This is a genomic window from Cohnella suwonensis, from assembly GCF_042655365.1.
GTDB lineage: Bacteria > Bacillota > Bacilli > Paenibacillales > Paenibacillaceae > Cohnella > Cohnella suwonensis.
On record NZ_JBHSMH010000020.1, the window covers coordinates 41,306 to 65,663 of the forward strand.

25 protein-coding genes, 1 rRNA gene and 1 other annotated feature (1 of these 27 only partly in view) are annotated in these 24,358 nt (G+C 57.0%); of the genes, 1 reads left to right on the forward strand and 25 read right to left on the reverse strand.

Annotation, left to right across the window (positions count from 1 at the left end):
* Positions 1-17 (reverse strand) — a sequence feature (ribosomal protein L10 leader region) (it extends 194 nt beyond the left edge of the window).
* A gap of 81 nt (positions 18-98) precedes the next feature.
* The 15 genes from rplA to ACFPPD_RS08655 form a co-directional block, all read right to left on the reverse strand.
* A complete protein-coding gene (gene rplA / locus ACFPPD_RS08585; RefSeq protein WP_209750102.1) occupies positions 99-791 on the reverse strand; it encodes a 50S ribosomal protein L1 in 693 nt (230 codons plus the stop codon).
* Between the two features lie 100 nt (positions 792-891).
* Entirely contained in the window at positions 892-1,317 is a 426-nt protein-coding gene (gene rplK / locus ACFPPD_RS08590) for a 50S ribosomal protein L11 (protein WP_209750103.1), read from the reverse strand.
* A gap of 84 nt (positions 1,318-1,401) precedes the next feature.
* Entirely contained in the window at positions 1,402-1,935 is a 534-nt protein-coding gene (nusG, locus tag ACFPPD_RS08595; protein WP_209750104.1) for a transcription termination/antitermination protein NusG, read from the reverse strand.
* 25 nt (positions 1,936-1,960) lie between these two features.
* The gene (secE, locus tag ACFPPD_RS08600) at positions 1,961-2,170 is read right to left on the reverse strand and encodes a preprotein translocase subunit SecE (RefSeq protein WP_209750124.1); all 210 of its coding nucleotides are present in this window, start codon (positions 2,168-2,170) and stop codon (positions 1,961-1,963) included.
* Between the two features lie 18 nt (positions 2,171-2,188).
* Positions 2,189-2,338, reverse strand: a complete 150-nt coding sequence (rpmG, locus tag ACFPPD_RS08605) for a 50S ribosomal protein L33 (protein WP_094050645.1) — start codon at positions 2,336-2,338, stop codon at positions 2,189-2,191.
* A 451-nt stretch (positions 2,339-2,789) separates the two neighbouring features.
* Positions 2,790-3,440, reverse strand: a complete 651-nt coding sequence (gene sigH, locus ACFPPD_RS08610) for an RNA polymerase sporulation sigma factor SigH (RefSeq protein ID WP_209750105.1) — start codon at positions 3,438-3,440, stop codon at positions 2,790-2,792.
* A 339-nt stretch (positions 3,441-3,779) separates the two neighbouring features.
* Complete coding sequence (locus ACFPPD_RS08615; protein ID WP_209750106.1) at positions 3,780-4,328, reverse strand: NYN domain-containing protein; 549 nt, start codon at positions 4,326-4,328, stop codon at positions 3,780-3,782.
* On the reverse strand, positions 4,321-5,085 hold the full coding sequence (gene rlmB, locus ACFPPD_RS08620; protein ID WP_378081877.1) for a 23S rRNA (guanosine(2251)-2'-O)-methyltransferase RlmB: 765 nt from the start codon (positions 5,083-5,085) through the stop codon (positions 4,321-4,323). Before rlmB ends, ACFPPD_RS08615 begins: the two co-directional genes overlap by 8 nt.
* A 233-nt stretch (positions 5,086-5,318) precedes the next feature.
* Positions 5,319-5,792, reverse strand: a complete 474-nt coding sequence (locus ACFPPD_RS08625; RefSeq protein ID WP_209750107.1) for a Mini-ribonuclease 3 — start codon at positions 5,790-5,792, stop codon at positions 5,319-5,321.
* On the reverse strand, positions 5,789-7,204 hold the full coding sequence (gene cysS / locus ACFPPD_RS08630) for a cysteine--tRNA ligase (RefSeq protein ID WP_209750108.1): 1,416 nt from the start codon (positions 7,202-7,204) through the stop codon (positions 5,789-5,791). Before cysS ends, ACFPPD_RS08625 begins: the two co-directional genes overlap by 4 nt.
* Positions 7,182-7,892 carry a serine O-acetyltransferase gene (gene cysE / locus ACFPPD_RS08635; RefSeq protein WP_209750109.1) on the reverse strand — a complete coding sequence of 237 codons (711 nt, stop codon included), beginning with the start codon at positions 7,890-7,892 and terminating at the stop codon, positions 7,182-7,184. The genes cysS and cysE overlap by 23 nt, the downstream gene beginning before the upstream one ends.
* Positions 7,893-8,622: 730 nt before the next feature.
* Positions 8,623-10,083, reverse strand: a complete 1,461-nt coding sequence (gene gltX / locus ACFPPD_RS08640; protein ID WP_209750110.1) for a glutamate--tRNA ligase — start codon at positions 10,081-10,083, stop codon at positions 8,623-8,625.
* Positions 10,084-10,311: 228 nt separating this feature from the next.
* A complete protein-coding gene (ispF, locus tag ACFPPD_RS08645) occupies positions 10,312-10,788 on the reverse strand; it encodes a 2-C-methyl-D-erythritol 2,4-cyclodiphosphate synthase (RefSeq protein WP_209750111.1) in 477 nt (158 codons plus the stop codon).
* On the reverse strand, positions 10,785-11,483 hold the full coding sequence (gene ispD / locus ACFPPD_RS08650; protein ID WP_209750112.1) for a 2-C-methyl-D-erythritol 4-phosphate cytidylyltransferase: 699 nt from the start codon (positions 11,481-11,483) through the stop codon (positions 10,785-10,787). Before ispD ends, ispF begins: the two co-directional genes overlap by 4 nt.
* 100 nt (positions 11,484-11,583) lie before the next feature.
* Entirely contained in the window at positions 11,584-12,672 is a 1,089-nt protein-coding gene (locus tag ACFPPD_RS08655; protein ID WP_378081879.1) for a PIN/TRAM domain-containing protein, read from the reverse strand.
* A 190-nt stretch (positions 12,673-12,862) separates the two neighbouring features.
* On the opposite strand from ACFPPD_RS08655, the gene ACFPPD_RS08660 reads away from it, so the two are divergent.
* Positions 12,863-13,258 carry a nucleoside triphosphate pyrophosphohydrolase family protein gene (locus ACFPPD_RS08660; RefSeq protein WP_209750114.1) on the forward strand — a complete coding sequence of 132 codons (396 nt, stop codon included), beginning with the start codon at positions 12,863-12,865 and terminating at the stop codon, positions 13,256-13,258.
* Positions 13,259-13,476: 218 nt separating this feature from the next.
* Here the strand turns inward: ACFPPD_RS08660 and pssA are convergent, their stop codons facing one another.
* The 10 genes from pssA to rrf all read right to left on the reverse strand — a co-directional run bounded on the left by pssA (position 13,477) and on the right by rrf (position 24,340).
* Complete coding sequence (pssA, locus tag ACFPPD_RS08665) at positions 13,477-14,223, reverse strand: CDP-diacylglycerol--serine O-phosphatidyltransferase (protein WP_209750115.1); 747 nt, start codon at positions 14,221-14,223, stop codon at positions 13,477-13,479.
* Positions 14,224-14,339: 116 nt separating this feature from the next.
* Positions 14,340-15,458: a DNA integrity scanning diadenylate cyclase DisA gene (gene disA, locus ACFPPD_RS08670; protein ID WP_209750116.1), complete on the reverse strand. Its 1,119-nt coding sequence runs from the start codon at positions 15,456-15,458 to the stop codon at positions 14,340-14,342.
* Between the two features lie 18 nt (positions 15,459-15,476).
* Entirely contained in the window at positions 15,477-16,844 is a 1,368-nt protein-coding gene (gene radA / locus ACFPPD_RS08675; protein WP_209750117.1) for a DNA repair protein RadA, read from the reverse strand.
* Between the two features lie 882 nt (positions 16,845-17,726).
* Complete coding sequence (locus ACFPPD_RS08680) at positions 17,727-20,183, reverse strand: ATP-dependent Clp protease ATP-binding subunit (protein ID WP_209750118.1); 2,457 nt, start codon at positions 20,181-20,183, stop codon at positions 17,727-17,729.
* A gap of 59 nt (positions 20,184-20,242) precedes the next feature.
* Complete coding sequence (locus ACFPPD_RS08685) at positions 20,243-21,307, reverse strand: protein arginine kinase (RefSeq protein ID WP_209750119.1); 1,065 nt, start codon at positions 21,305-21,307, stop codon at positions 20,243-20,245.
* A gap of 16 nt (positions 21,308-21,323) precedes the next feature.
* Positions 21,324-21,839: a UvrB/UvrC motif-containing protein gene (locus tag ACFPPD_RS08690; protein WP_209750120.1), complete on the reverse strand. Its 516-nt coding sequence runs from the start codon at positions 21,837-21,839 to the stop codon at positions 21,324-21,326.
* A gap of 30 nt (positions 21,840-21,869) precedes the next feature.
* Positions 21,870-22,331: a CtsR family transcriptional regulator gene (locus ACFPPD_RS08695; protein WP_209750121.1), complete on the reverse strand. Its 462-nt coding sequence runs from the start codon at positions 22,329-22,331 to the stop codon at positions 21,870-21,872.
* Between the two features lie 122 nt (positions 22,332-22,453).
* Positions 22,454-23,155 carry a glycosyltransferase gene (locus tag ACFPPD_RS08700; protein ID WP_378081881.1) on the reverse strand — a complete coding sequence of 234 codons (702 nt, stop codon included), beginning with the start codon at positions 23,153-23,155 and terminating at the stop codon, positions 22,454-22,456.
* Positions 23,064-23,423 carry a class I SAM-dependent methyltransferase gene (locus ACFPPD_RS08705; RefSeq protein WP_378081884.1) on the reverse strand — a complete coding sequence of 120 codons (360 nt, stop codon included), beginning with the start codon at positions 23,421-23,423 and terminating at the stop codon, positions 23,064-23,066. The genes ACFPPD_RS08700 and ACFPPD_RS08705 overlap by 92 nt, the downstream gene beginning before the upstream one ends.
* 800 nt (positions 23,424-24,223) lie before the next feature.
* Positions 24,224-24,340 (reverse strand): 5S ribosomal RNA (gene rrf, locus ACFPPD_RS08710).
* Between the last annotated feature and the right edge of the window lie 18 nt (positions 24,341-24,358).

Below are 24,358 nucleotides of genomic sequence, written 5' to 3' on the forward strand. Positions count from 1 at the left end.
ATCCATATTCGTTTATCAGCTACATCAGCTTATCACCGGGGACAACCGATGTCAAAGGACAAATTTTACCGAGCTTCGCTTGGCCTAGGGCCAGTCGATTAACGGTAAACCGCAGCGTTAACGCGTGCGCCTGGTCCCATCGTCGAAGAGATCGAGATGTTTTTCAGGTATACGCCTTTGGACGATGCAGGCTTAGCGCGGTTCAGCGCGTCGATCAGAGCTTTCAGGTTCTCGTCGAGTTTAGTCGAGTCGAACGATGCTTTACCGATCGGAGCGTGAATTTGTCCGGCTTTGTCCAGACGGTATTCGATTTTACCGGCTTTGATCTCGTTGATGGCTTTCGTAACGTCGTTCGTTACGGTGCCCGCTTTAGGGTTCGGCATCAAGCCTTTGCCCCCGAGAATACGGCCCAGTTTACCAACCTCGCCCATCATGTCCGGAGTCGCGACGCAGACGTCGAACTCGAACCAACCCTGTTGGATTTTAGCGATGAGGTCAGCATCCCCTACGTAATCCGCTCCAGCCGCTTCGGCTTCTTTCAGCTTGTCGCCTTTCGCGAATACGAGGACGCGTTGCGTTTTGCCGGTGCCGTGAGGCAGGACGACTACGCCGCGCACTGCTTGGTCTTGCTTTCTCGGATCGACGCCGAGACGGACAGCCGCTTCGACGGTTTCGTCGAATTTAGCCGTTGCCGCTTTCTTCACGAGCTCGATTGCTTCCAACGATTCGTAAGTCGCATCGCGGTCGATCAGCTTAGCGGATTCTACGTATTTCTTACCGTGTTTAGCCAAGTTGTTCTCCTCCTTTTGTGGTTTTAACGGAAGTTTCCTCCCACAAGCGGTCGCAAGCGACCGCGTTACGCATGCGCCCCGTCGCCGAGGCAACAGGCGATTAGTCTTCGATCACGACGCCCATGCTGCGAGCCGTACCTTCGACCATACGCATTGCCGCTTCGACGGAAGCAGCGTTCAAGTCTTGCATTTTTTGCTCCGCGATTTCGCGTACTTTCGCGCGTTTTACGGTAGCGACTTTCTTTTTGTTCGGTTCGCCGGATCCTTTAGGAATACCAGCAGCTACGCGCAGCAATACTGCAGCCGGCGGAGTTTTCGTCTCGAACGTAAAGGAACGGTCCTCGTATACGGAAATGACAACCGGAATAATCAATCCCGCTTGATCGGCCGTGCGAGCGTTGAACTCTTTACAGAAAGCCATGATGTTAACGCCGGCTTGACCGAGCGCAGGACCGATTGGCGGCGCAGGGTTAGCTTTACCCGCGTTAACTTGCAGCTTTACCATCTTGATGACCTTTTTTGCCATGTTGCACACCTCCCTGACCCGTAATGCGGTTTAACGAAGCTTTCGCCCCTCCCGCTCTTTCAAGAAACCCTGAACCCGAAGGTTCTATATTTTTTCCACTTGAGTGAATTCCAACTCAACCGGGGTTTCCCTGCCAAACATGTTGACGTGCACCTTAAGCTTGCTCTTGTCGGCGAGAATTTCTTCTACGGAACCGACGAAGTTCGCGAAAGGCCCGACCTTCACTCGGACGTTCTCCTTCAACTCGAATTCGATGACCGGCTTCGGCTCGTCCATACCCATGTGACGCAGAATTCCTTCTACTTCCTCGGGGAGGAGCGCCGTCGGTTTCGAACCCGACCCCGTGGAACCGACGAAGCCGGTAACCCCGGGCGTATTGCGGACAACGTACCACGAATCGTCCGTCTGGATCATTTCGACGAGAACGTAGCCGGGATATACTTTACGCATAACCGTCTTTTTCTTGCCGTCCTTGTTGACGATTTCTTCTTCCATCGGTACGAGCACACGGAAGATCTTGTCCTGCATACCCATAGATTCCACGCGTTTCTCCAAGTTCGCCTTAACCTTGTTCTCGTAACCGGAGTACGTGTGCACTACATACCATCTTTTCTCCATGGAAAAGCCACCTTTGGTTCCTGCGTCAGATGATCAGATCGACGAGGGATGAAATACCGATGTCCAGACCCCAGAAGTAGATCGTTACCAGCAGTATTGTCACAATAACGATGACCGTGTAGCTGACGAGCTCTTTCCGGTTGGGCCAGCGGACTTTCTTTAATTCGTTCCAACTGTCGGCGAAGAACGAAAAAAATGACCCAAAGCTTTGTTTCATTTTGGCCAGGAAAGTCACGTTCATTCCTCCTAGGAGTTAGCGCGTTTCGCGATGAGGAGTATGTTCGTTGCAAAATTTGCAGAACTTCTTCAACTCGATGCGATCGGCGTGAGTCCGTTTGTTCTTGCTCGACGTGTAGTTACGTTGCTTGCAGCTCGTGCAAGCGAGAGTGATGATTACACGCATCCCTTCCACCTCCTGGGATCATAACTTCATAAAAATACAACCATTCAGCGGAAACTCGGCTTGGCGAACCAAGGCCGCGTGAGGAACTGGGCCGATGCGAAAGGCATCAAGACAACAATTCCTGGTGTTTCGCCGATGATTCAGAGCCAGCGCATAAGAAACCACGTTAAGGTTACTAAAATAATTTAGCACAGGCGCTTATGCGATGTCAACGAAAACTGTCGGTTATGGTGGATTGGCAATTATGAGCAACCGCGGAGAAACCTCATGCCGGGGTCTAGCATCCTCGTTCTATTCTTCCAACTTCGGGCCCGCCTTAACCCTCTTAAGCGAAAAAAGATAGCGATTGGTAGCCGTGCGGGCGTTAACGGGCATGAAAAAAGCAGCCCGTTGACGCTCGGCTGCCGCTTAAGTAAGTAGGAGTGCGGTAAACGTAACGATTATGTCCGCGTCAGTGGGCGAGGTCACGAACCTCGAGATACTTCTCGAGCTTTCGCTTGACCCGTTGCAGCGCGTTATCGATCGACTTCACGTGCCGGTCGAGATCGACCGCGATTTCCTGATAGGATCGTCCGTCCAAGTAAAGCATGAGCACCTTCCGCTCGAGATCGCTCAAGATTTCCGACATCTTGTCCTCGAGGCCGTAGAACTCCTCTTGGTTGATGATCATTTCTTCGGGATCGCATACGCGGGAGCCGCAGATGACGTCGAGCAGCGTCCGGTCGGAATCTTCGTCGTAAATCGGCTTATCGAGGGAAACGTAGGAATTGAGAGGAATATGCTTCTGCCGGGTGGCGGTCTTGATGGCGGTAATGATCTGTCGGGTAATGCAAAGCTCAGCGAAAGCCTTGAACGACGCCAGCTTGTCCCCTCTGAAATCGCGGATCGCCTTGTACAGGCCGATCATGCCTTCCTGCACGATGTCTTCCCGTTCCGCCCCAATCAGAAAGTAAGAGCGCGCTTTCGCCCGCACGAAATTTCGATATTTATGAATCAAATATTCCAAAGCTTCGCTATCTCCGAAGCGAACGGACTCCACGAGATCCTCGTCGGCCTTGAAGTCATACTCGCGCGTGTCCAGCCTCTCCAAGTCGACGCTCACGAAATCCCCTCCGGTCTGCATTGGGCGTACTGGAACCTCCGAAACTACCAAACTAAATCCAATATACTTGAAATTCCGCATAGCGTCAATGGATTCGGGCGTTTTTCGGCGCGTCGTGCCGGTGGCAAAATTGTAAATAAAAGTAACGGAAATGAGGAGAGTTCAAAAAGACCGGTTTTCAGCACCGAGAAAGTTGAAAGAAGCTAGGGAATGAGGATCGGAGCGTAGGCAAACCTACGTGAGAACCGGAAGTCCCCGCTGAATTCAAGATTCGATGTCGAATAAACTTCCTGAATCGCTTCGTGATCAAAATCGGGATTTTTGAACAACCTCTTCCGATTACCCTTCCCCGAGCCCCCGCCTCATCCGTTCGAGCCTGCCTAGCACGTCGTCGGGAAGCGAGCCTCCGAGGGGGTTCTTTTTCAGTTGCACGGTTTTGTCGAGTTCCGTCCGAATTTCGGTCGCGCTCTGCCGCACGGAGATTCTAAGCTCGCGCGCGGGCACCCGAAGGGCGCCCTTGCCGAAGGCGACGTGCTGCTCGACGAGGTCAGACGTCGCGACGTAGACGTTCCGCCGGACGGACGTCCATTCGCCGACGAGCCTCTCGATGCACTCGTCCGCCGTCTCCCGCTCCCGCGTGTAGACGACCCGGAACTTCTTCCGGAGACGGTATTGCTTGCCCGAGCCGGGCACGCGGAACGCGTCGAACACGACGATGACGACGAGTCCCGCATACCCTTGGTAATTGGACAGCATGTCGATCAGCATGTCCCTGGCGTCCTCGAGCTTGTCGTTCTTCATCGCCGCGAGCTCCGGCCAGGCTCCGATCATGTTGTACCCGTCGACGAGAAGGACGTCTTCCCTTTGGAATTTCCGTTGTTCAGCCATTTCCCTTGGCCGATTTCGCTTGCCGCTGGCGTACGACCTCGTACAGAATAACGCCGGTCGCGACCGAGGCGTTCAAGGAATTGATCTTGCCGACCATCGGCAGCGAAAGAATGAAGTCGCAACGTTCCTTCACGAGGCGCGACAGTCCTTGGCCTTCGTTGCCGATGACGATCGCGAGCGGCCCGGTCAAGTTCGTCTCGTAGAAGCCTTGCTTCGCGCCTACGTCGGCTCCGGCGATCCAGAGGCCCGCTTCCTTCAGCTTCTCCATCGTCTGGGTCAAATTCGCGACGCGCGCCACGGGCACGTATTCGACGGCGCCCGCCGACGTCTTCGCGACGACCGGGGTCAATCCCGCGCTGCGGCGCTTCGGCACGATCACGCCGTGAACGCCGGTGCAATCCGCCGTCCGCAGGATGGAGCCCAGATTATGAGGATCTTCGACTTCGTCGAGAAGGACGATGAGCGGCGGTTCGCCGCGTTCGGCGGCGCGGGCAAGCAGCTCGTCCACTTCGTAGTAAGCCGCGGCCGCGACTTGCGCGACGACGCCTTGGTGCTGCACGTCGGGAACGAGCCTGTCCAGCTTCGGCTTATCGACCTGCTGCACGACGATGCCGCGCGCTTTCGCTTCTTCCATGATCGGCTGTACCAGATGGCGCTGCGCTTGGCTGGATACGAAGATTTTATTGATCGCGCGCCCGGCTTTCAGCGCCTCCAGCACGGGATGTTTCCCTGCCAAGTATTCCTCGTCGCCCTTCAGCGCGCTGTCCGCGGTCCATTGCTCCGCGTCCGCCGCCGATTCCTTGGCGACCGGATGCGAAGGGCGCCGATCGTCCCGGCGAGGACCGCGTTCTCCGGCGACGGAGCCGTTCCATCCGCCCTTGCGTTCGCCTTGAGAGCGTGGCGGGAACGGCTTGCCGTCCTCCGTCCGGCGCCCTCCGGACATCCTCGGATAATCTTTGTTGCTGCTCATTGCTCATCTTCCTTTATCGGTTATTCCGGCTCGCTATCGCCGGCAAGGTCATTGATCTTATCCTCGGTCTCGAATGCCATCCCGACCAACCGTTCCAGTCGCTCTCCGGCTCCTTGGTAATACAAGTATCCGACGAGACATTCCAGAGCCGTGGCGTGACGGTAATCGCCCGGGTCCGCGTTCTTGGGCGGCTGGCCGGACTTGGCGTTGCGGCCGCGTCTGACGATGTCGGCCTCTTCTTCGGACAGGGTAGGCATCCAGCGTTGAAGCAGCTTCGCCTGCGCGGCCGCGGACACGAAGCCGGTCGTCGCGCGGTGCAGCTCGTGGGGCTTGCGGCTCGCGCCCGCCACGAGTTTCTGACGAATGTAAATCTCGAATACGGCATCGCCGACGTACGCGAGCACGACCGGCGACAGCAGGTTCACGGGTACGTCGGAGGGAACGACGGGAGCAACGACGGGAGGCAAGGTCTTGCCGCTCGCGCGATCCGTCATTTGCGCTTCCAACGGATCCCTTGCGGCGTATCCTCCAGCGCGATGCCCCTGCCCGCCAGCAAATCCCGGATTTCGTCCGCGCGCTTGAAATTCCGGTTCGCGCGGGCGGCCGTGCGCTCGGCGATCAGCGCGTCGACTTCTTCGTCCAGCAATCCGCCGTCGTCCGCTTGAGCCGGCAACAGGCCAAGAACGGCGTCCATCTCGCCTATTCTCTCCAGAAGGAGCAGAAGATCGGATTCGCTGACCGCTTCCTTCTTCAAGTACGCGTTCGCTTCCGTGACGAGCCCGAACCACGCGGTAATCGCGTCCGGCGTGCTGAAGTCGTCATCCATCCGTTCGCGGAAGCTCGTTCGCAGCTCGTCGAGCCGCGCGCGAAGCGCTTCATCCCCCGGAAGCGCCAAGCTTCCTTGCGCGACGGTGGACAGCCTGTGCTTCACGTTGTCGCGGGAATTCGTCAGCCGTTCGACGCTGCTTTCCGCTTGGCGGATCGTCTCGTCGCTGAAGTTCAGCGGGCTCCGGTAATGCGTGGCGAGCATCAAGTAACGAATCGCGTAGCGGCTCGTTTTCTTCAGCAGCTGGCGGACGTTAACGCCGTTGCCGAGCGACTTCGACATCTTCTCGTTGTTGATGTTGACGAATCCGTTGTGCATCCAATAACGCGATAGCGGCTCTCCGGTCAACGATTCGGATTGCGCGATCTCGCACTCATGGTGCGGGAACTGCAGGTCGTGGCCGCCGCCGTGAATGTCGAGCGTGTCCCCGGCGAATTTCTGCACCATCGCCGAGCACTCGATGTGCCAGCCCGGACGGCCGTCTCCCCACGGGCTCGGCCAATGGATTTCCCCCGGCTTGGCGGCTTTCCACAGCACGAAGTCCTGCGGGTTCTCTTTGCGTTCGTCGACGTCGATCCGGATGCCGTACTGAAGCTCGTCGAGGTTTTTGTGCGACAGCTTGCCGTAATCCGGGAACGAGCCGGTGCGGAAGTACACGTCGCCCCCGTTCTCGTACGCGGCCCCCTTGTCGACGAGCCCTTGGATGAAGGCCACGATTTCCGGAATCGTCTCCGTTACGCGAGGAGCGACGGTCGGACGTCTCGCGCCGAGACCGTCGCGATCTTCGTTGAACGCCGCGATGAATTTCTCCGCCAGCTCGGGCACCGTAATGCCGAGCTCGTTCGCCTTGCGGATCATTTTATCGTCGACGTCGGTGAAGTTCACGATGTAATTCACTTGCAGGCCGATCGATTCGAGATAACGGCGCACGACGTCGAAGAAAATGACCGGACGCGCGTTCCCGATATGGATGTAGTCGTATACGGTCGGTCCGCACACGTACATGTTCACTTTGCCCGGCTCCCGCGGTTCGAAAGGGACCGCTTCCCTCGCCATGCTATCGTATATTTTCAAGTTCACTTTTGGTTGGCTCCTTTTCCTCGGGACTAGCGTTCCCATTCTGGCCGCCGGCTTTCAGGCGTTCGACTTCTTGCTTCAATTCGTTGATTTCCTTCTGCATGAACCGGAACGTCTCGATGAGCGGATCGGGCAGGTTCGTATGGTCGAGCCGGTCTCCGATCTTCTTCCCGTCGCGCTTGACGATGCGGCCGGGTATGCCGACGACTGTGCTGTTCGGCGGAACTTCGCGAAGGACGACGGAGTTCGCCCCGATGTTCGAATGGTCGCCCACCTTAAACGAGCCGAGCACTTTCGCCCCCGACGCGATGACGACGCGATTGCCGATCGTCGGATGCCGCTTGCCCTTCTCCTTGCCCGTGCCGCCGAGCGTGACGCCCTGATAAATGACGACCTCGTCCCCGATCTCGCACGTTTCCCCGATGACGACGCCCATGCCGTGGTCGATGAACAGCTTCTTGCCGATCCGCGCGCCCGGATGGATCTCGATGCCCGTGAAGAAGCGGCTGATCTGCGAGATCATGCGGGCGATCGTGAACAGCTTCCGGCGAAAAAAGAAATGGGCGACGCGATGCGCCCATATGGCATGCAAGCCCGCGTACGTAAACGCGACCTCGAACCAGTTGCGGGCGGCGGGGTCGTTCTCGAACACCGCCTCGATATCGGACTTGATCGTTCTCCATGCTCCCATGACGATCCCCCCTAAAACTCTCTGATGATTCCCAGAATAGAACCGCGACACCGGTTCCCGATTGGAAAGGAAGACGGATGAGCCCAATTTTTTCCGGCTACTCGGCTAAATCGGGCCAGTAGCGGCGGATTAGCAACACAGCATTGGTGCAATAACTGCTATTCTCCAACTATTTCAATCATCCGTCGCAAAATAGCGCATCGATGTTATTTCGCTCGAATCCGAGAGGCGTGATTGACTCCGGACGTTGATGCTGCGAACAAGCAAAAACGCCTTCGGCGTCCTACGGACGTCGGAGTAGCTTTGCGTAGGGATCAGATCAGTATAAGGAAGTCGAAACTTATACTTTCTGATCCATTAAAAAAAGTCCCCGCAGCGTAATCGCTGCAGAGACGTCGTGACGTGGTTCCACTCTGCTTGAGCCGTCGCCGACCCTTGCGGGGTAGTCGATCGCTCCTTCATGGTTGTTAACGGGTTCCACCCGGCTCCGCCTACCCGAGACGTTCCGGCGAAACGGCGATGCGACGCATCGCGTTACCTTCGGAAGTCCGATCGGCGGCGCGGCTCCCAGGCGCATTCGGTTTCGCGGGAATGAGGCGGCTCCCAGCCAAGTCCGCCCTCTCTGGGCATTCCTTCAGCGAAACGTACTTTCCTGATCTTCGCGCATGTTCGATATTAGCTCAAGTATAATGCAACGCCCGGCGGGTGACAAGAGACCCGGGACGGCGGCCTACAGGCGATCCCGCAGACGCGCGACGACGCGGTCGCGGCCGAGCAGCCAGATCGTGCCGTTCAAATCCGGTCCGTGCGTCTGGCCGGTAAGCGCGACGCGGATCGGCATGAACAGCCCTTTGCCCTTGACGCCCGTCGTCGTCTGCACGGACTTGATGAGCGACTTCATGTTCTCGATCGTGAAGCCGGCTTCCCCCGCTTCCTCTACCGCGGCGAGGAAACCGCCCAATACGGCGGGAACGGTCTCTTCCGCGAGCACGGCGCTCGCTTCGTCGTCGAACGAGAGCTTATCCTGGAAGAACAAATCGGACAACGGAGCGATCTCCGCGCCGAACCGCAGATGGTCGCGGAACAACGCCACGAGCGCGGTCGCCCATTCCGTCTCGGACGCGGCAGGATCGGCGCCGAGCCTGCCGGCCGCCTTCAAGTGCGGCAGGCACAGCTCGAGCGCGCGCTCCGACGTCGCTTGTTTCATGTAATGCTGATTCAGGTGATTGAGCTTGGCGGTGTCGAACACGGCCGGGCTCTTCGAAAGTCGCTTCTCGTCGAAGATGCCGATCAATTGCTCGCGCCCGAAAATCTCATCTTCCCCTTCAGGAGACCAACCGAGCAGCGTAATGAAATTGAACAGCGATTCCGGCAAGTAGCCGAGATCGTCGTATTGCGAGATGAACTGGATGATCGACTCGTCCCGCTTCGACAGCTTCTTGCGCTGGTCGTTGACGATGAGCGTCATATGACCGAATTCGGGCGGCGTCCAACCGAACGCCTCGTACACCATGAGCTGGCGAGGCGTATTCGTAATATGGTCTTCGCCCCGAAGAACGTGGGAGATCTCCATCAGGTGATCGTCCACCGCTACCGCGTAGTTATACGTCGGAATGCCGTCCTTCTTCACGATGACGAAATCGCCGAAGTCGTCGGAACGGAACGAGATTTCGCCTTTGACCGTATCGTTGAACGTATACGTCCGGTCTGTCGGAACGGTGAAGCGGACGCTAGGCACGCGTCCTTCGGCGGCGAACGCCGCGCGATCGGTCTCTCCGAGATGACGGCAACGGCCCGAATACTTCGGCGTTTCGCCTCGGGCGGATTGCTCTTCGCGCTCCCGCTCCAGCTCTTCCTCCATGCAGTAACAAGGATAGGCGATGCCTCGCTCCAGCAATTGGGCCGTATGAGCGCTATAGAGATCGAGCCGTTCCGTCTGCCGGTACGGACCGTATTTGCCGGGGCGGTCGACGCTTTCGTCCCAATCGACGCCGAGCCATTTCAAATACTTCAGTTGGCTTTCTTCTCCGCCCGCGACGTTGCGCTTCACGTCCGTGTCCTCGATGCGGATGATAAATTCGCCGCCGTGATGGCGCGCGAACAAGTAGTTGAAAATCGCCGTTCTCGCGTTGCCGATGTGCAGATGCCCCGTCGGGCTTGGCGCGTAGCGTACGCGTACTGGTGTGGTCATTGTCGTTCCTCCCATGCTTTCCATGCGATATGAGGTTGTTCAAAAAGCCCGATTTTGATCACGAAGTGAATCAAGAAGTTTATTCGACATCGAATCTTGAATTCAGCCGGGACTTCCGGTTCTCACGTAGGTTTGCCTACGCTCCGATCCTCATTCCCTAGCTTCTTTCAACCTTCTCGGTGCTGAAAATCGGTCTTTTTGAACAAGTACTATGTAGATTCCGCCCGCTTACTCTTTGACGAGCAGCACGACGGCTTGCGAAGCGATGCCTTCGCCGCGTCCCGCGAATCCGAGCCATTCCGTCGTCGTCGCCTTGACGTTCACTTGCGATTCCTCGCCTTCGAGCGCGCGCGCGATGACGGCGACCATGGCCGGGATGTGAGGCGCCATCTTCGGCGCTTGGGCGATGATCGTCGCGTCGACGTTGCCGAGCTTGTAGCCCCGCTCCTTCGCGAGCGCCCATACGCGCTCCAGCAGCTTTACGCTGTCCGCGTCCTTGAAAGCGGGATCCGTATCCGGAAAATGCTTGCCGATGTCGCCCAGCGCAAGCGCCCCCAGTACGGCATCGCTGATCGTGTGCAGCAGAACGTCCGCGTCGGAGTGGCCGAGAAGCCCTTTCACGTGCGGTATATTAACGCCTCCGATCATGCAAGGCCGGCCTTCGACCAATTGGTGTACGTCGAACCCTTGTCCGATTCTGATCATGTCGCGCTCTCCCTTTCCCGGCGTCTCGCGAGCAACAGCTCCGCGATCGGCAAATCCTCGGGCGTCGTGATTTTGATATTCGCGTAATCGCCTTCGACGATCGCGACCTTCTTGCCGAGCCGCTCGAGCAGCATCGCGTCGTCCGTCGCGGCGGCGCCTTCTTCGCTCGCCTGCCGGTGGGCGGCCATCAGCTCCCCGCGAGAGAACGCTTGGGGCGTCTGCACGCCCCATAGCAAGCCGCGCTCGGGCGTCGCCACGATAAATCCGTTCCCGTCCGACACTTTGATCGTATCCTTCACGCGGACGGCAAGCGCCGAAGCGCCGTGTTCCTCCGCCGCCCGAATGCACGCTTCGATCTGCTCCGGCGTCACGAGCGGCCTCGCCGCGTCGTGCACGAGAACGCCGTCGGTCGACAACGCGCCGAGCCCCTCGTATACGCTTTGCTGCCTTTCCGCGCCGCCCGGAACGATCATCGCCACTTTGCGGAAGCCTTCCTCGCCGACGATTTCCGCCGCCTTCTTCCTCTCTCCCGCCGAGACGACGAGAACGACGGAAGACACCGCTTCGCACCGTTCGAAAGCTTCCAGCGACCGCGCAAGCAGGCTTCGTCCGCCCAGCTCCAAAAATACTTTATTGTCCGCCGCGCCCATCCGCGTTCCCCGTCCGGCCGCGACGATGACGGCTCCCCATTCCATCCGCACATTCCCCTTATAGCGGTGATGAATTATCAATTATACAAAAAGAAAGACGGGACACAAGAGCGCGTCCCGCCCGTATTTCTATTATCATACCTTGTTAGAGCGCTTTTTCCAATAGCTTCGGCTTGGCGAAGATCATCCGTCCCGCCGAAGTTTGCAGCACGCTCGTCACGAGCACTTCCATCGTCGTTCCGATGAAGTCCCTGCCGCCTTCCACGACGATCATCGTGCCGTCGTCCAAATAAGCGACGCCTTGGCCATGCTCCTTGCCGTCCTTGATTACCTGGACGACGATCTCTTCGCCCGGCAACACGACCGGTTTCACCGCGTTCGCCAAGTCGTTGATGTTCAATACCGATACTCCTTGCAGCTCGCACACTTTGTTCAGGTTGAAATCGTTAGTGACCACTTTGCCCTTCATCGCCTTCGCGAGCTTGACGAGTTTGCTGTCGACTTCTCCCGGTTCTTCGTTCGCGTCCTCGTAGATGAGCACCCGCACGTCGAGCTCTTTTTGGATTTTGTTCAAAATATCAAGCCCTCTGCGTCCTCTGTTCCGCTTTAGCAGATCGGAAGAATCGGCGATATGCTGCAGCTCTTCGAGAACAAATTCCGGAATGACCAGCGTCCCTTCGATAAATCCCGTCTTGCAAATATCCGCGATGCGGCCGTCGATAATGACGCTCGTATCGAGAATCTTGTGCTCTTCGTACCGAGGTCCGTCGCTCTTCGGCGCTTCCGCCGTTCCCCGCGTTTTGAACCACGCTCCGAGCTCGTCCTTCTTCATCGTGCCGACGCGCGCGCCCGCGTAACCGAGCGTCAGCGCCGCGCCCGCCGCCACGACTTGCCCGACGTGCGGAATATCCGTCAAATAGGGGTATGCGAACGACGATAGCGCAAGTCCGAACGTCAAACCGACGAGGCCGGACAACAATTCCGCGATCGGATAACCGGATAACCTGTCGATTCCTCTTTGCAAGGCGCGGGATACCGGCGAAGCCACGGACGTCGCGACGAGAAACCCGGCGCCGGCGCCGACGACCGCGCTGAAAGTGCCTCCCGCGCCGCCGGACGTGCCGAGCAAAGTTCCCATCCAAGGCGAGTCGGGCGACGATTGCAAGCGGATCAATTGTTCCCCGAGCAGCGCTCCGAGCAGCAGCCCGAGCGTTTGAATCACTCTTCTTATCATCATGTCTTTCACTTCCTTTCGGATCATAAGTCAAAACTACCGTTACTAGTATGTTCCATTTTTACGAAACCTAATCGCGCTCCGGAAGCTGTCTTAAAGTTTCCTCAAAAACGCGAACTTCCTTTGAATTCCGCGGAACCTTGCTCTATAATGAGTTCAAAGACAATTAAAGGTAACCGAGGTGGAACGGATGAACGCGCCTACGCTCAGCGAGTTTCAGAGTCAGGTGTCGGAATTGTTGCTCCGTCATCGCAGTCTGCTCGACGTCGTCACGAAGTACAGCCAGTCGAACGCCTCCGTCAACCGCTCCGTCACCAAGTCGATCACCGAATGCGGTTGCATCGCCCTGAACGCCCGGAATCAAGGCTTCTCCGAAGGGATGAAGCTGGATCAGGCGAACCGGCAGTCCAAGTCCCATATGGAAGGCGCCTTGTGCGAGAATTGCCGGGAAGCGATTCGCGGCGAAATGGGCAAAAACTTGTTTTACCTGTCGGCCATGTGCAATCTGCTGGACATTAGCCTCCAAGACGTCGTCGCCAAGGAAGCGGACAAATGCTCCACGCTCGGATGGTTTAATCTCACTTGATTTTCGAGTAAACGAAAAGCAGCCCTCGCGGGCTGCTTTTTTTCTTGCGCATGATTAACGACGTTACGCCTACTCCAGCGTATCCTTAGCGATCGCGACGATGATGTCGTTCATCGAGAACAGCGCGCACGCCAATGGAAAAAAGCACCGGAAGCTCCCTTGCGGTCGGGGAAACTACCGATGCTTTCGGCATGGCGTTCGGTTCGGAAGAGGAGCGACTATGCGCTATGCTTCGACTGCTCATCATCTTCCTCCGCTTTCAATCGCTTCGCGCGACGGCGAGCGGAGGGGAACAAGCCATCAACGTTTTTTTTTAAGCCCCAAAGCGCGTACAGAAGAAGCAGCGCCAGAATGACTTTCGGAATCGCTTGTTGGAACATATACGCCAAAACGGCCGCGGCGACGACGACGAGCGGAATGGCCCATATCGCTTTCTTCGGCAAGCCTAGCTTCTTGAAATTCGGATACTTCATATTGCTAATCATCAAGAACGACAAAGCAACGGTGCTAATGAGCAGAAGCGAGTAATGCAGCTCGTGGTGGAACAGCGCGAGCGTTGCCAAGACGCCGCCGGCGGCCGGAATCGGCAATCCGATGAAATAGCCCGGGATGCCGTCGATGACGTTGAATCTCGCCAATCTCAAAGCTCCGCATATCGGGAACAGCGCCGTGACGATCCATGCCATCGCCGAATTGACTTCTTCGTGGAATCCGGCTTGGTACATGATGAACGCCGGAGCGACGCCGAAGGAGATGACGTCGGACAGTGAATCCAGTTCCTTGCCGAATTCGCTCTGCGCGTTCAGCGCGCGGGCGACCCGTCCGTCCAGCCCATCGAGAAGCATCGCGATAATGACGAGAAGCGCCGCCGTATTCGCATCGTCGTTAAACGCCAAAATAATGGAGATGACGCCTAACGTCAAATTCCCAATGGTGAACAGGTTCGGTATGGATTTTGCGATCATGTTATGCCACCTCGACTTTACTATACCCTATCTACGATCAAGTTAAGCGTTATCGAACGCGTTTTCTGGTAATCGATTGGGAACGGCCGCTAAGAACATTACCAATTGTATTCCCCTTATATCTGTCTGTCAATAAACACCTGATCTTGTATCCGTTTGAGACCTTCCTTGATCGCGCGCGCGCGAACCTCCCCGATCCCGTCCACCTCGTCGAGTTCTTCTATCGAAGCCATGACGATATGGGGCAAAGCGCAGAAACGATCGACGAGATTGTGGATGATGATGCTCGGCAGGCGGGGGATCTTGCTCAGCATCCGATAACCGCGCGGCAGGAGCCCTTCCTCGACGACGGAGTTCAGCGACGGATAGCCGAGAAGACGGATCAGCAAGCCCGAATCGAGCAGTTCTTCCGAGCTGAGCTTGCGGATCGCCGCTTGAATTTCCTTCACCTTGTTCTCGGCGTCGTCCTTGGCGTAGTCCCGGAGCAGCAGCCAAGCTTCTTCTTCGGCCGAGCCGACCAGCTCTTCCTTCTGCATCGAGATGAGCCGGCCTTCGTTGCCGAGCTCCAGCACGTAACGGTTAATCTCGTTATTGATTCGCAGCATCATCTCGGCTCGTTGGATGACGTAAGCCACCTCGTGCATCGTGACCATTTCCTCGAACTCCAGCGCGGACAAGTTCGTGAGCGCTTGCGTGAACACGGCCCGATACTTCTCCATCGTCTGTATCGCTTGGTTCGCCTTCGTCAGGATCACGCCCATTTCCTTGAGGGCGTAGCGAAGATTGCCTTGATATAGCGTAATGACGTTGCGGCGCTGCGAGATGGAGACGACGAGCTTGCCCGTCTGCTTCGCGACCCGCTCCGCCGTACGGTGGCGGATGCCCGTCTCCGACGAGGAAATCGACGGATCGGGGATCAACTGCGTATTGGCGTACAGAATGCGTTTCACGTCTTCGTTGAGAATGATCGCTCCGTCCATTTTGGCCAATTCGTACAAGTAGTTCGGACTGAAATCGCAATTGATGGAGAAACCTCCGTCGACGACTTCCATCACTTCGGGGCTGTAGCCGACGACGATAAGCGCCCCCGTCTTCGCGCGAAGCACGTTCTCCAATCCGTCGCGGAAAGGGGTTCCCGGCGCGACCATCTGCAGCAGCAAATTCATCGTTTTCTCTTGCTGGTTGCGTTCTTTCTCTTTCGTGTCTTTAGGGTCTCTTTCTTTATGTTCTTTCATTATGTCAAACGATACCCCCTATTCCAATGCGGCTTTGAGCGCTTGCGCGACCGTCGTGACCCCGATGAGCTGAATGTCTTTGGGCGGCTGCCACCCTTTCATGCTCGTCTCCGGCAAAATGACCCGTTTGAATCCGAGCTTGTGCGCTTCCTTGACCCGTTGCTCCGCGCGCGAGACGGCCCTCACTTCTCCCGTCAGTCCGACCTCTCCGAAGATCGCGTCGTACGGCTTGGTCGGCGCGTCCTTGAAGCTGGACGCGAGGCTGACGATCGCGGCGAGATCCGCCGCCGGTTCGTCAAGCTTCACGCCGCCGGCCACGTTCAAGTAAGCGTCTTGGTTTTGCAGCAGCATGCCCATTCGTTTCTCGAGGACGGCGATGACGAGCGACATGCGGTGATGGTCGAAGCCGGACGCCATGCGGCGGGGCGACGGGAAATGCGTCGGGGCGACGAGCGCCTGCAGTTCGACGAGCATCGGCCTCGTGCCCTCCATGCTGGCTACGACGGTCGAGCCGGAGACGCCGAGCGGCCTTTCCGACAGGAACAACTCGGACGGATTCGTCACTTCGCGGAGGCCTTCCTCCGCCATATCGAAAATGCCGATTTCGTTCGTCGAGCCGAAACGATTCTTAACCGCCCGAAGAATCCGATAAGTATGATGCCTTTCGCCTTCGAAATAAAGCACGCAGTCCACCATATGTTCCAGTAGCCTCGGGCCGGCGATCGCGCCTTCCTTCGTGACATGGCCGACGAGCACGGTCGCGACGCCGTTCACCTTCGATATTCTCATGAAGTGGGCGGTGCACTCGCGGACTTGCGCGACGCTGCCGGGCGCGGAAGCGATTTCCGGCCTGTAGACGGTTTGAATCGAGTCGATGACGAGGAAGTCCGGCTCCACCTCGGCAATGGCTTCCTCGATCGTCTCGAGGTTCGTCTCGCATAGCACGTACAGCTTGTCGTTCAGCGCGCCGAGACGGTCCGCGCGAAGCTTCGTCTGGCGCACGGATTCTTCTCCCGAGACGTATAGCACTTTCAATCCTTTGTTCGAGAGCGAATAAGCGGTTTGGAGCAAGAGAGTCGACTTGCCGATGCCCGGATCGCCGCCGACAAGGAGCAGGGAGCCGGGGACGAGCCCTCCCCCGAGCACCCGGTTCAACTCGGCCATGCCCGTCAGAATGCGCGGTTCTTTCTTACTTTCTATATGTATGATCGGTTGGGCTTTTTCTTTCGCCCGGTGCAATTCGCTTCTTCCGACGATTGCCTTGACTTCCGTCTCGGTTTCCTCGACCATCGTGTTCCACTCGTTGCAGCCCGGGCATTTGCCCATCCATTTGGGCGATTCCGTTCCGCACTCGGTGCAGGCGAATTTCGTTTTGACCTTGGCCATGGCGGGTGTCGCGCTCCTTCCGGGAAAAACGGGTTGTCCGCAGCGAACGCCGACTTGCGGCTTCGCGATTAGCGAAGTTCGGCATACCGCTACGGCGGGCATTATCGTTTTTCGCTACATCTTGAAGTTTACCATTTCCCGGGGCCAAGAGAAACCCGCCCAGGGACGGATACGCAAACGAAAGTTGGGGGATCTTGGAAGTTTCCGAGTCGTAATGCAAGCTCCCTCAGGTCTTAGTTGCTCATGAGCTAATTATCGGAGGGCTCGAAGTGACTTCGGAGGGCTGTAGTTGCTTGCGGGACATCTAATGGTCTACTCGGAGCGACTTCGGAGGGCTGTAGTTGCTTGCGGGACAATAACTGTCTGCTCGAAGGGACTTCGGAGGGCTGTAGTTGCTTGCGGGACATCTAATGGTCTACTCGGAGTGACTTCGGAGGGTTGTAGTTGCTTGCGGGACAATAACTGTCTGCTCGAAGGGACTTCGGAGGGCTGTAGTTGCTTGCGGGACATCTAATGGTCTACTCGGAGTGACTTCGGAGAGTTGTAGTTGCTTGCGAGACAATAACTGTCTGCTCGAAGGGACTTCGGAGGGCTTTAGTTGCTTACGAGACAACTAACTCTGCCTGCAATACGGTTTCACCTGACTACATCCATCCCAAACTCCGTACTACTGCCTCCAATTCGGTTTCACCTGACTACAGCTACACCAACCCCGAACGACCGACTGCAATACGGTTTCACCTGACTACAGCCACTCCAACCCCCGAACACCCGCCTGCAATTCGGTTCCACCTGATTACAGCAGAAGCCCACAAGCACAAACCAAAAAACTCCCCGGGAGATCGCCGAAAGGCGTCGCCCGGGGAGTTCCCTAAGCTTAGCTTAAGCTTTAGTCAATTCGATCTCGCCTTTCTCGCCCTTCTGCCGGACGACGAGACCGCCTTCCGACTCGTCGATGACGAGCGCGTGGCCTTTGGCGATTTTGCCGAGAAGCAGATCTTCGGACAACCGGTCCTCGATATGCTTCTGGATCGCGCGGCGCAGCGGACGAGCGCCGTATTGCGGATCGTAGCCTTCCTTCGCGAGGAACGATTTCGCCGAGTCGGTCAGTTCGAAAGTGACGTTGTGCTCGACGAGGCGCTTACGTAGGTCGTCGGCCATGAGCGTGACGATCTGGGAGATATGCTCCTCGTTCAACGGATGGAAGACGATCGATTCGTCGATCCGGTTCAAGAACTCCGGACGGAACGATTTTTTGAGCTCCGCGAGCACTTTTTCTTTCATGTTCTGGTAGTCGCGGCCCGCGTCTTGCGCGGCCGTGAAACCCAAAGTCGAATTCTTCTTGATCTGCTCCGCGCCGACGTTCGAGGTCATGATAATAAGCGTGTTGCGGAAGTCGACGGAACGGCCTTTGGAATCGGTCAAGCGGCCGTCCTCAAGCACTTGGAGCAAGATGTTGAACACTTCCGGATGGGCCTTCTCGATCTCGTCGAGCAGCACGACCGAGTACGGCTTGCGGCGTACTTTCTCGGTCAGTTGGCCGCCTTCGTCATAACCGACGTATCCCGGAGGCGCTCCGACGAGGCGCGAAGTGGAATGCTTCTCCATGTACTCCGACATGTCGATGCGGATGACCGCGTTCTCGTCGCCGAACATCGCTTCGGCGATGGCGCGAGCGAGCTCCGTCTTGCCGACACCCGTCGGGCCGAGGAAGATGAACGAGCCCATCGGGCGCTTCGGATCCTTCAAGCCGGCGCGGGCGCGACGGATCGCGCGGGATACCGCCTTGACCGCTTCTTCTTGGCCGATGACGCGGTCGTGAAGAATGCTTTCCATCTTGAGCAGGCGCTCCGTCTCTTCCTCCGCCAGCTTGCTGACCGGAATGCCGGTCCAACTCGCGACGACTTGGGCGATATCTTCCGGCGTCACCTCGGAATCGGTGCGGCCTTGCTTCTCTTTCCACAGGTTCTTCGTATGATCGAGCTCTTCGCGGATCTTCTGTTCGGTGTCGCGAAGGGCGGCCGCTTTCTCGAACTCTTGGCTTTGGACTGCAGCGTCCTTCTCCTTGCGGATATCCTCGAGACGCGTCTCGAGCTGCTTCAGGTTAGGCGGTACCGTGTACGAGTTCAGCCTGACCTTGGAGCCCGCTTCGTCGATCAAGTCGATCGCTTTGTCCGGCAAGAACCGATCCGGGATGTAACGGTCGGACAGCTTGACGGCGGCGTCGATCGCGTCGTCGGTGATTTTCACGCGGTGATGCGCTTCGTAACGGTCGCGCAAGCCGAGCAGAATCTGAATCGCTTCTTCCGGCGTCGGCTGATCGACCGTAATCGGTTGAAACCGGCGCTCCAGCGCGGCGTCCTTCTCGATGTATTTGCGGTATTCGTCAAGCGTCGTCGCGCCGATGCACTGCAGCTCGCCGCGAGCCAGAGCCGGCTTCAGAATGTTGGAAGCGTCGATCGCGCCTTCCGCGCCGCCCGCTCCGATCAAAGTATGCAATTCGTCGATGAAGAGAATGACGTTGCCCGCTTGGCGGATTTCGTCCATGATTTTTTTCAGACGGTCTTCGAATTCGCCGCGGTACTTCGTTCCGGCGACGACCGAGCCCATGTCGAGCGTCATGACGCGCTTGTCGCGAAGCGTCTCGGGAATCTCGTTGTTGACGATCTTCTGCGCGAGACCTTCGGCGATCGCCGTCTTGCCGACGCCCGGTTCGCCGATCAGAACGGGATTGTTCTTCGTGCGGCGGGACAGCACTTGGATGACGCGTTCGATTTCCTTGGAACGGCCGATGACCGGATCGATGTTGCCGTCGCGGGCGCTGGCCGTCAAGTCGCGAGCCAAGCCGTCGAGCGTCGGCGTGCTGACGTTCGCGGAAGGTCCGTGGTTCTGCGACGCGCTCTCGTTGCTGCCGAGCAGCTGCAGCACTTGCTGGCGAGCCTTGTTCAGGCTGATGCCCAGATTGTTCAGGACGCGGGCTGCGACGCCCTCGCCTTCGCGGATGAGGCCGAGAAGAATATGTTCCGTGCCGACGTACGTATGTCCCAGCTTGCGCGCCTCGTCCATCGACAGCTCGATGACTTTTTTCGCCCGCGGCGTGTAAGCGATGTTCGTCGGTTGCTCTTGGCCGCGTCCGATCAACGATTCGACTTCGTCCTGGATTTTCTCCAAGCCGAGACCGAGCGCGATTAGCGCCTTGGCCGCAATGCTTTCCCCTTCCCGGATCAAACCGAGCAGAATATGTTCCGTACCGATATTATTGTGTCCCAAACGCACCGCCTCTTCTTGAGCCAACGCCAACACCTTCTGCGCACGTTCCGTAAATCTGCCAAACATCATGAGACACACCTCCTAAGTGGTTGTTCAAAAAGCCTAGCTATAAAGTTAGAATAAAACATTTATGAAATAGTTGCCAGTCGGCTGCGAATCATTTCCGCTCTCGACCGGTCCCGATCTTCCGGACTCATCGCTTCTCCGTACGTCAATTGGAGCGAACCGGGCTGCGTCGAGACGAGCAGCTCGTTCAGGACGAGACCGTCGACTTCGGGAAGCAGGTCGAGGTGAACGCCTAGCCGAATATCGGATAACCTCTGGGATGCTTCTTTGGAATCGATGATGATCGCTTGCGTCAGAATGCCGTACGACCGTCGCACCCGGTCCTCGACGCGAAGCCGGGATTCGGTTAATAGCTTACTCCTGGCGGACCGTTCGTGTTCGATCATTTGGCGAGCGACCTGGAATAAATTTTCGACGATCTCCTGTTCCGATTGTCCAAGCGTAATCTGGTTCGACACTTGGAACAGGTTGCCCGTCGCTTCGCTGCCTTCGCCGTACAGACCCCGCACCGCGAGACCGACTTGCGTGACGGCGGACAAAATGCGGTTGATCTGCCCCGTCATGACGAGCGCGGGCAAGTGCATCATGACGGAAGCGCGAATGCCGGTGCCGACGTTCGTGGGGCAGCTCGTCAAGTAGCCGTGCTTCTCGTCGAAGGCGTATTCGACCTGCTCTTCGAATATATCGTCGATCTTGCTGGCCGCGTCCCACGCTTCGCGAATCTGGAATCCGGAGGCCAGGCATTGGATGCGAAGATGATCTTCTTCGTTGATCATCACGCTGATGTCCTCGTTCGGACTCAGAATCAAGGCGCCGTTACGGGATTCGTTCGCTAGATTGGGGCTGATCAGATGTTTCTCCACGAGCACGAGCTTCTCGAGCTCGGTCAGCTCGGTCAGCCGAATCTGCTCGATGTTGCCGAGACCGTTCAACCGGCCGTTCTCCGCGACGGAGAGCAGTTGATCCATGACGGAGCCGGACTGTTCGGGATCCGCCATCATCGGGAAAGGCAAGTTCCGGATGTTGCGGGCGATCCTCACCCGGCTGCTGATGACGACGTCGGAATCGGGTCCCGTGCCGTTCATCCACTGGCTTAGCGCCTGCTTGACGTATTTTCGTTTCGTCATCTTGTTCTCCTGCCCTTCAGCCGCTCATTTCTTTCTCGAGCTCGCGAATCCGATCCCTCAGTTGAGCCGCCGTCTCGAAATCTTCCCGTTCGATCCGGCCGAGCATTTCCTTCTTCAACCGGTCGATCTCCCGCTTTGTCCTCAGCCTGCCGCCCGCCCGCTTCGGTACTTTGCCGACGTGTACCGTGTTGCCGTGCACCCGCTTCAGAAGCGGATCGAGACGTTCGGAAAATTGCTTGTAGCAATGACTGCAGCCGAATCGCCCGATCTTGCTGAATTGGGCGTACGTCATCCCGCACGTGTCGCATTTGACCGCCGGTTGCGGCCTGGCGGCCGAGCCGGCGGATACGGTTTCGAAGTCCAGCAAGCCCGAGAGCAGGTTATGGATGGAAAATCCGCTGGAAGTACCGGGGATGAGTTCCCCCTTCTCCCTGGCGCACGATTCGCAAATATGCAGCTCCGCCTTCTCTCCGTTCACGATTTTCGTAAAATGGAGCGTTGCCGGGCGATTGCCGCATTCCTGGCATTGCATCGGATGATCCTCCTTTCGGAATTCCTTCGGCTATTTCCCCAACAGTGCGACAAGAATCGCCTTCACGAGCTTGGCGCGTATTTCGTCCCGCAGCGGAAGCTTCAGCGTCAGCACCTCCCGGGACACGGCCGCCTTCAGCAAGCACGCCTCCCGCGGGGTAATGAATTGAGCCTGCTCGAGCTGGTAGAACAGCCCTTCCGCGGCGGTCTGGTCGATCTGGTCGCCGACCGTCTGCTGAATATGGCGTTGCACCGTCTCGAGCGAAGGCAAGTCGACCCGCTGAATTCGGATGTAGCCGCCGCCGCCCCTCTTGCTCTCCACGAGATAACCTTTCTCGAGGGTGAACCGGGTGCTGATCACGTAATTGATCTGGGACGGCACGCAGCTGAACTTATCGGCCAACTCGCCTCGCTGGATCTCGACGGCCCCTTCGGAGCTGCCCTGCAAAATCTGCTTTAAATAATGTTCGATAAGATCGGTAATGTTACGCAACGTACAACCTCCTTTCAGGGGGTTGAAGGCATTCGAACTCTGACTCTGACTTTGACTTTCTTTGACTATATCCTTATTATATGCCGTTTTCTGAAAAATGCAAACACGTCCGCGTCAATATCTTAAGTATGCTCAGATGCTCGCGCGATTACTTGTCCGACGGTATCCCGCGTACGCAATAAAAGCGCTCGCTGCCGAGCGCCTTCACTATTTTCCCCATATCTTCTCCAGCCGCTCCCGCATCGCCGGCCCGACGCCTCCAACGAGAACGATTCGCTAATCGTCTCCCGTCCTCTACGCGCGATCGCCGACCGCCATTCGTCGTCATAGACGACCCGCTTCATCAGATGCGCCGCGTGCTCGACGTCGGACTCCGCCCATAGCTTGTGCGCCTTATACGGGCCGAAATCGTGGCCGATTCGGACGAGCCGAAAACGAACGGCTCCGCTATTGTCGGGAGTCATGAAATCGGTGTTGCCCGACCAATTCGTGCAGATGACCGGCTTACCCAAACTCATCGCCTCGGCGAGCGGCAAACCGAACCCTAAGGCACGGTGCAGCGAGACGTAGCAATCACAGCAATTCAGCAGCGCGGTCACGTCGGCGCGCCTCATGACTCGGTCGATGATTCGGACGTGGGGAAGCCCTTCGGCCGCGTTTTCAAGCTTTCGACCTCCGAACGTTGCGGGTTGTTCATCTTGATGACCAAGCCGGCCGATAGCCCATGGCGGCCTACCGCGTCGCTCGCGATAGGCCCGAAGGACCGAATTCGGATTTTGCGGGGCGAGTATATATACATGTCGTACATGAACAGGAATAGAAATTTGTGCTCCGGCAGGCCGAAGGCACGACGATTGACCTGTAAAACTGAAAGCACAATGTTCCGCCTTCGATTAAACAAATTCGATCGCCTTCCATTAAGTTCAAATGATTGATTGCCATGCTAACGCTGGGAACTATCGGATTTCCGAAATTGATCCACTCCGGTTTGATCATTTTCCGGGCTAAAGTCGTATCCATGAGTACTCCTTCGTACGAGTGATCGCCGTCGATAAAGATGAAATCCGCTTTCTGCAAATGATCCGCGATAATATCCCGTGATCCGTTAGGATTCTACGAGTAGGACCTTGGATCGTTCAGGACCAAATTTCCCGCCACCAAAGGGATTTCAGCCTGCTGAACGGTTAATTTGATCGTCGAGGTCGGCTCAATATCTATTCTGATATAAACCGGATATTCCCCCATGATGTTACCCTCTCCAAAAAGCTTGAAGAAGGATGCTCATAAGTCCTCTCCTTTCGGATACGGATCATTATATTCGCCTCGAACCCCGGGAAGTCTCGTATTATCATACGTGATCAAGCGTTCACGGTCATTATAGATCTATTCTCGCGTATAGGGCACCCTTAGGGGTGCCTTTATTCGTTCTTTCCAACCCACAGCACAAACAAAATGCATAGATACATCTTGTTCGTCCCCTTACCGATGATTCGCGCAAACAAAATGCTAAAGTGCAGTTTGTTCGGCGCATTTTACGTGAATCGGTCCGTTTAGGCTCAACAAACTGCAATTTTGCAGGTTGATGGGACGTTTGGGCGAAATTACCCTGATCAAACTGCACTTTTGCATTTTGTTGTGAAGGGACGGAGGAGGAGGGGTGAAGGCGGTGAGATGTTATGAGGTTGTTGTCGAGGGTTGAGGTTGGCTAGCGTATTAGAGATAGTTGTCAGGCGTTGAGCCGGCTAGCTGACATGAGGCTGCGTACCCACACATCCACCAACACAATCCGCAACGCAAGCAAAAGGAATAGCAAAAAAGCACCCTCTCGGGTGCTTCCTCTGCCATCATCAGCCCTGGTCGTCGACTTCGTCGACTGCTCGGGCATGCGTCCAGCCTGGCGGCGTCCTACTCTCCCAGGACCCTGCGATCCAAGTACCATCGGCGCTGGAGGGCTTAACGGTCGTGTTCGGGATGGGTACGCGTGGGACCCCTCCGCCATTACCACCAGACCGGCTGATTAGGTTCAA

What these genes read in the sequence shown, in the direction of transcription:
- ACFPPD_RS08625 (WP_209750107.1), bottom strand. Translation starts at nt 5,792, where the DNA reads ATGACGGATCGCGCGAGCGGCAAGACCTTGCCTCCCGTCGTTGCTCCC.
- ispF (WP_209750111.1), bottom strand. Translation starts at nt 10,788, where the DNA reads ATGATCAGAATCGGACAAGGGTTCGACGTACACCAATTGGTCGAAGGC.
- ACFPPD_RS08660 (WP_209750114.1), top strand. Translation starts at nt 12,863, where the DNA reads ATGAACGCGCCTACGCTCAGCGAGTTTCAGAGTCAGGTGTCGGAATTG.
- ACFPPD_RS08680 (WP_209750118.1), bottom strand. Translation starts at nt 20,183, where the DNA reads ATGATGTTTGGCAGATTTACGGAACGTGCGCAGAAGGTGTTGGCGTTG.
- disA (WP_209750116.1), bottom strand. Translation starts at nt 15,458, where the DNA reads ATGAAAGAACATAAAGAAAGAGACCCTAAAGACACGAAAGAGAAAGAA.
- cysE (WP_209750109.1), bottom strand. Translation starts at nt 7,892, where the DNA reads ATGGGAGCATGGAGAACGATCAAGTCCGATATCGAGGCGGTGTTCGAG.
- ispD (WP_209750112.1), bottom strand. Translation starts at nt 11,483, where the DNA reads ATGGAATGGGGAGCCGTCATCGTCGCGGCCGGACGGGGAACGCGGATG.
- ACFPPD_RS08615 (WP_209750106.1), bottom strand. Translation starts at nt 4,328, where the DNA reads ATGGCTGAACAACGGAAATTCCAAAGGGAAGACGTCCTTCTCGTCGAC.
- nusG (WP_209750104.1), bottom strand. Translation starts at nt 1,935, where the DNA reads ATGGAGAAAAGATGGTATGTAGTGCACACGTACTCCGGTTACGAGAAC.
- ACFPPD_RS08690 (WP_209750120.1), bottom strand. Translation starts at nt 21,839, where the DNA reads ATGCAATGCCAGGAATGCGGCAATCGCCCGGCAACGCTCCATTTTACG.
- ACFPPD_RS08685 (WP_209750119.1), bottom strand. Translation starts at nt 21,307, where the DNA reads ATGACGAAACGAAAATACGTCAAGCAGGCGCTAAGCCAGTGGATGAAC.
- rplK (WP_209750103.1), bottom strand. Translation starts at nt 1,317, where the DNA reads ATGGCAAAAAAGGTCATCAAGATGGTAAAGCTGCAAGTTAACGCGGGT.
- ACFPPD_RS08655 (WP_378081879.1), bottom strand. Translation starts at nt 12,672, where the DNA reads ATGATAAGAAGAGTGATTCAAACGCTCGGGCTGCTGCTCGGAGCGCTG.
- rpmG (WP_094050645.1), bottom strand. Translation starts at nt 2,338, where the DNA reads ATGCGTGTAATCATCACTCTCGCTTGCACGAGCTGCAAGCAACGTAAC.
- radA (WP_209750117.1), bottom strand. Translation starts at nt 16,844, where the DNA reads ATGGCCAAGGTCAAAACGAAATTCGCCTGCACCGAGTGCGGAACGGAA.
- gltX (WP_209750110.1), bottom strand. Translation starts at nt 10,083, where the DNA reads ATGACCACACCAGTACGCGTACGCTACGCGCCAAGCCCGACGGGGCAT.
- pssA (WP_209750115.1), bottom strand. Translation starts at nt 14,223, where the DNA reads ATGATCGCAAAATCCATACCGAACCTGTTCACCATTGGGAATTTGACG.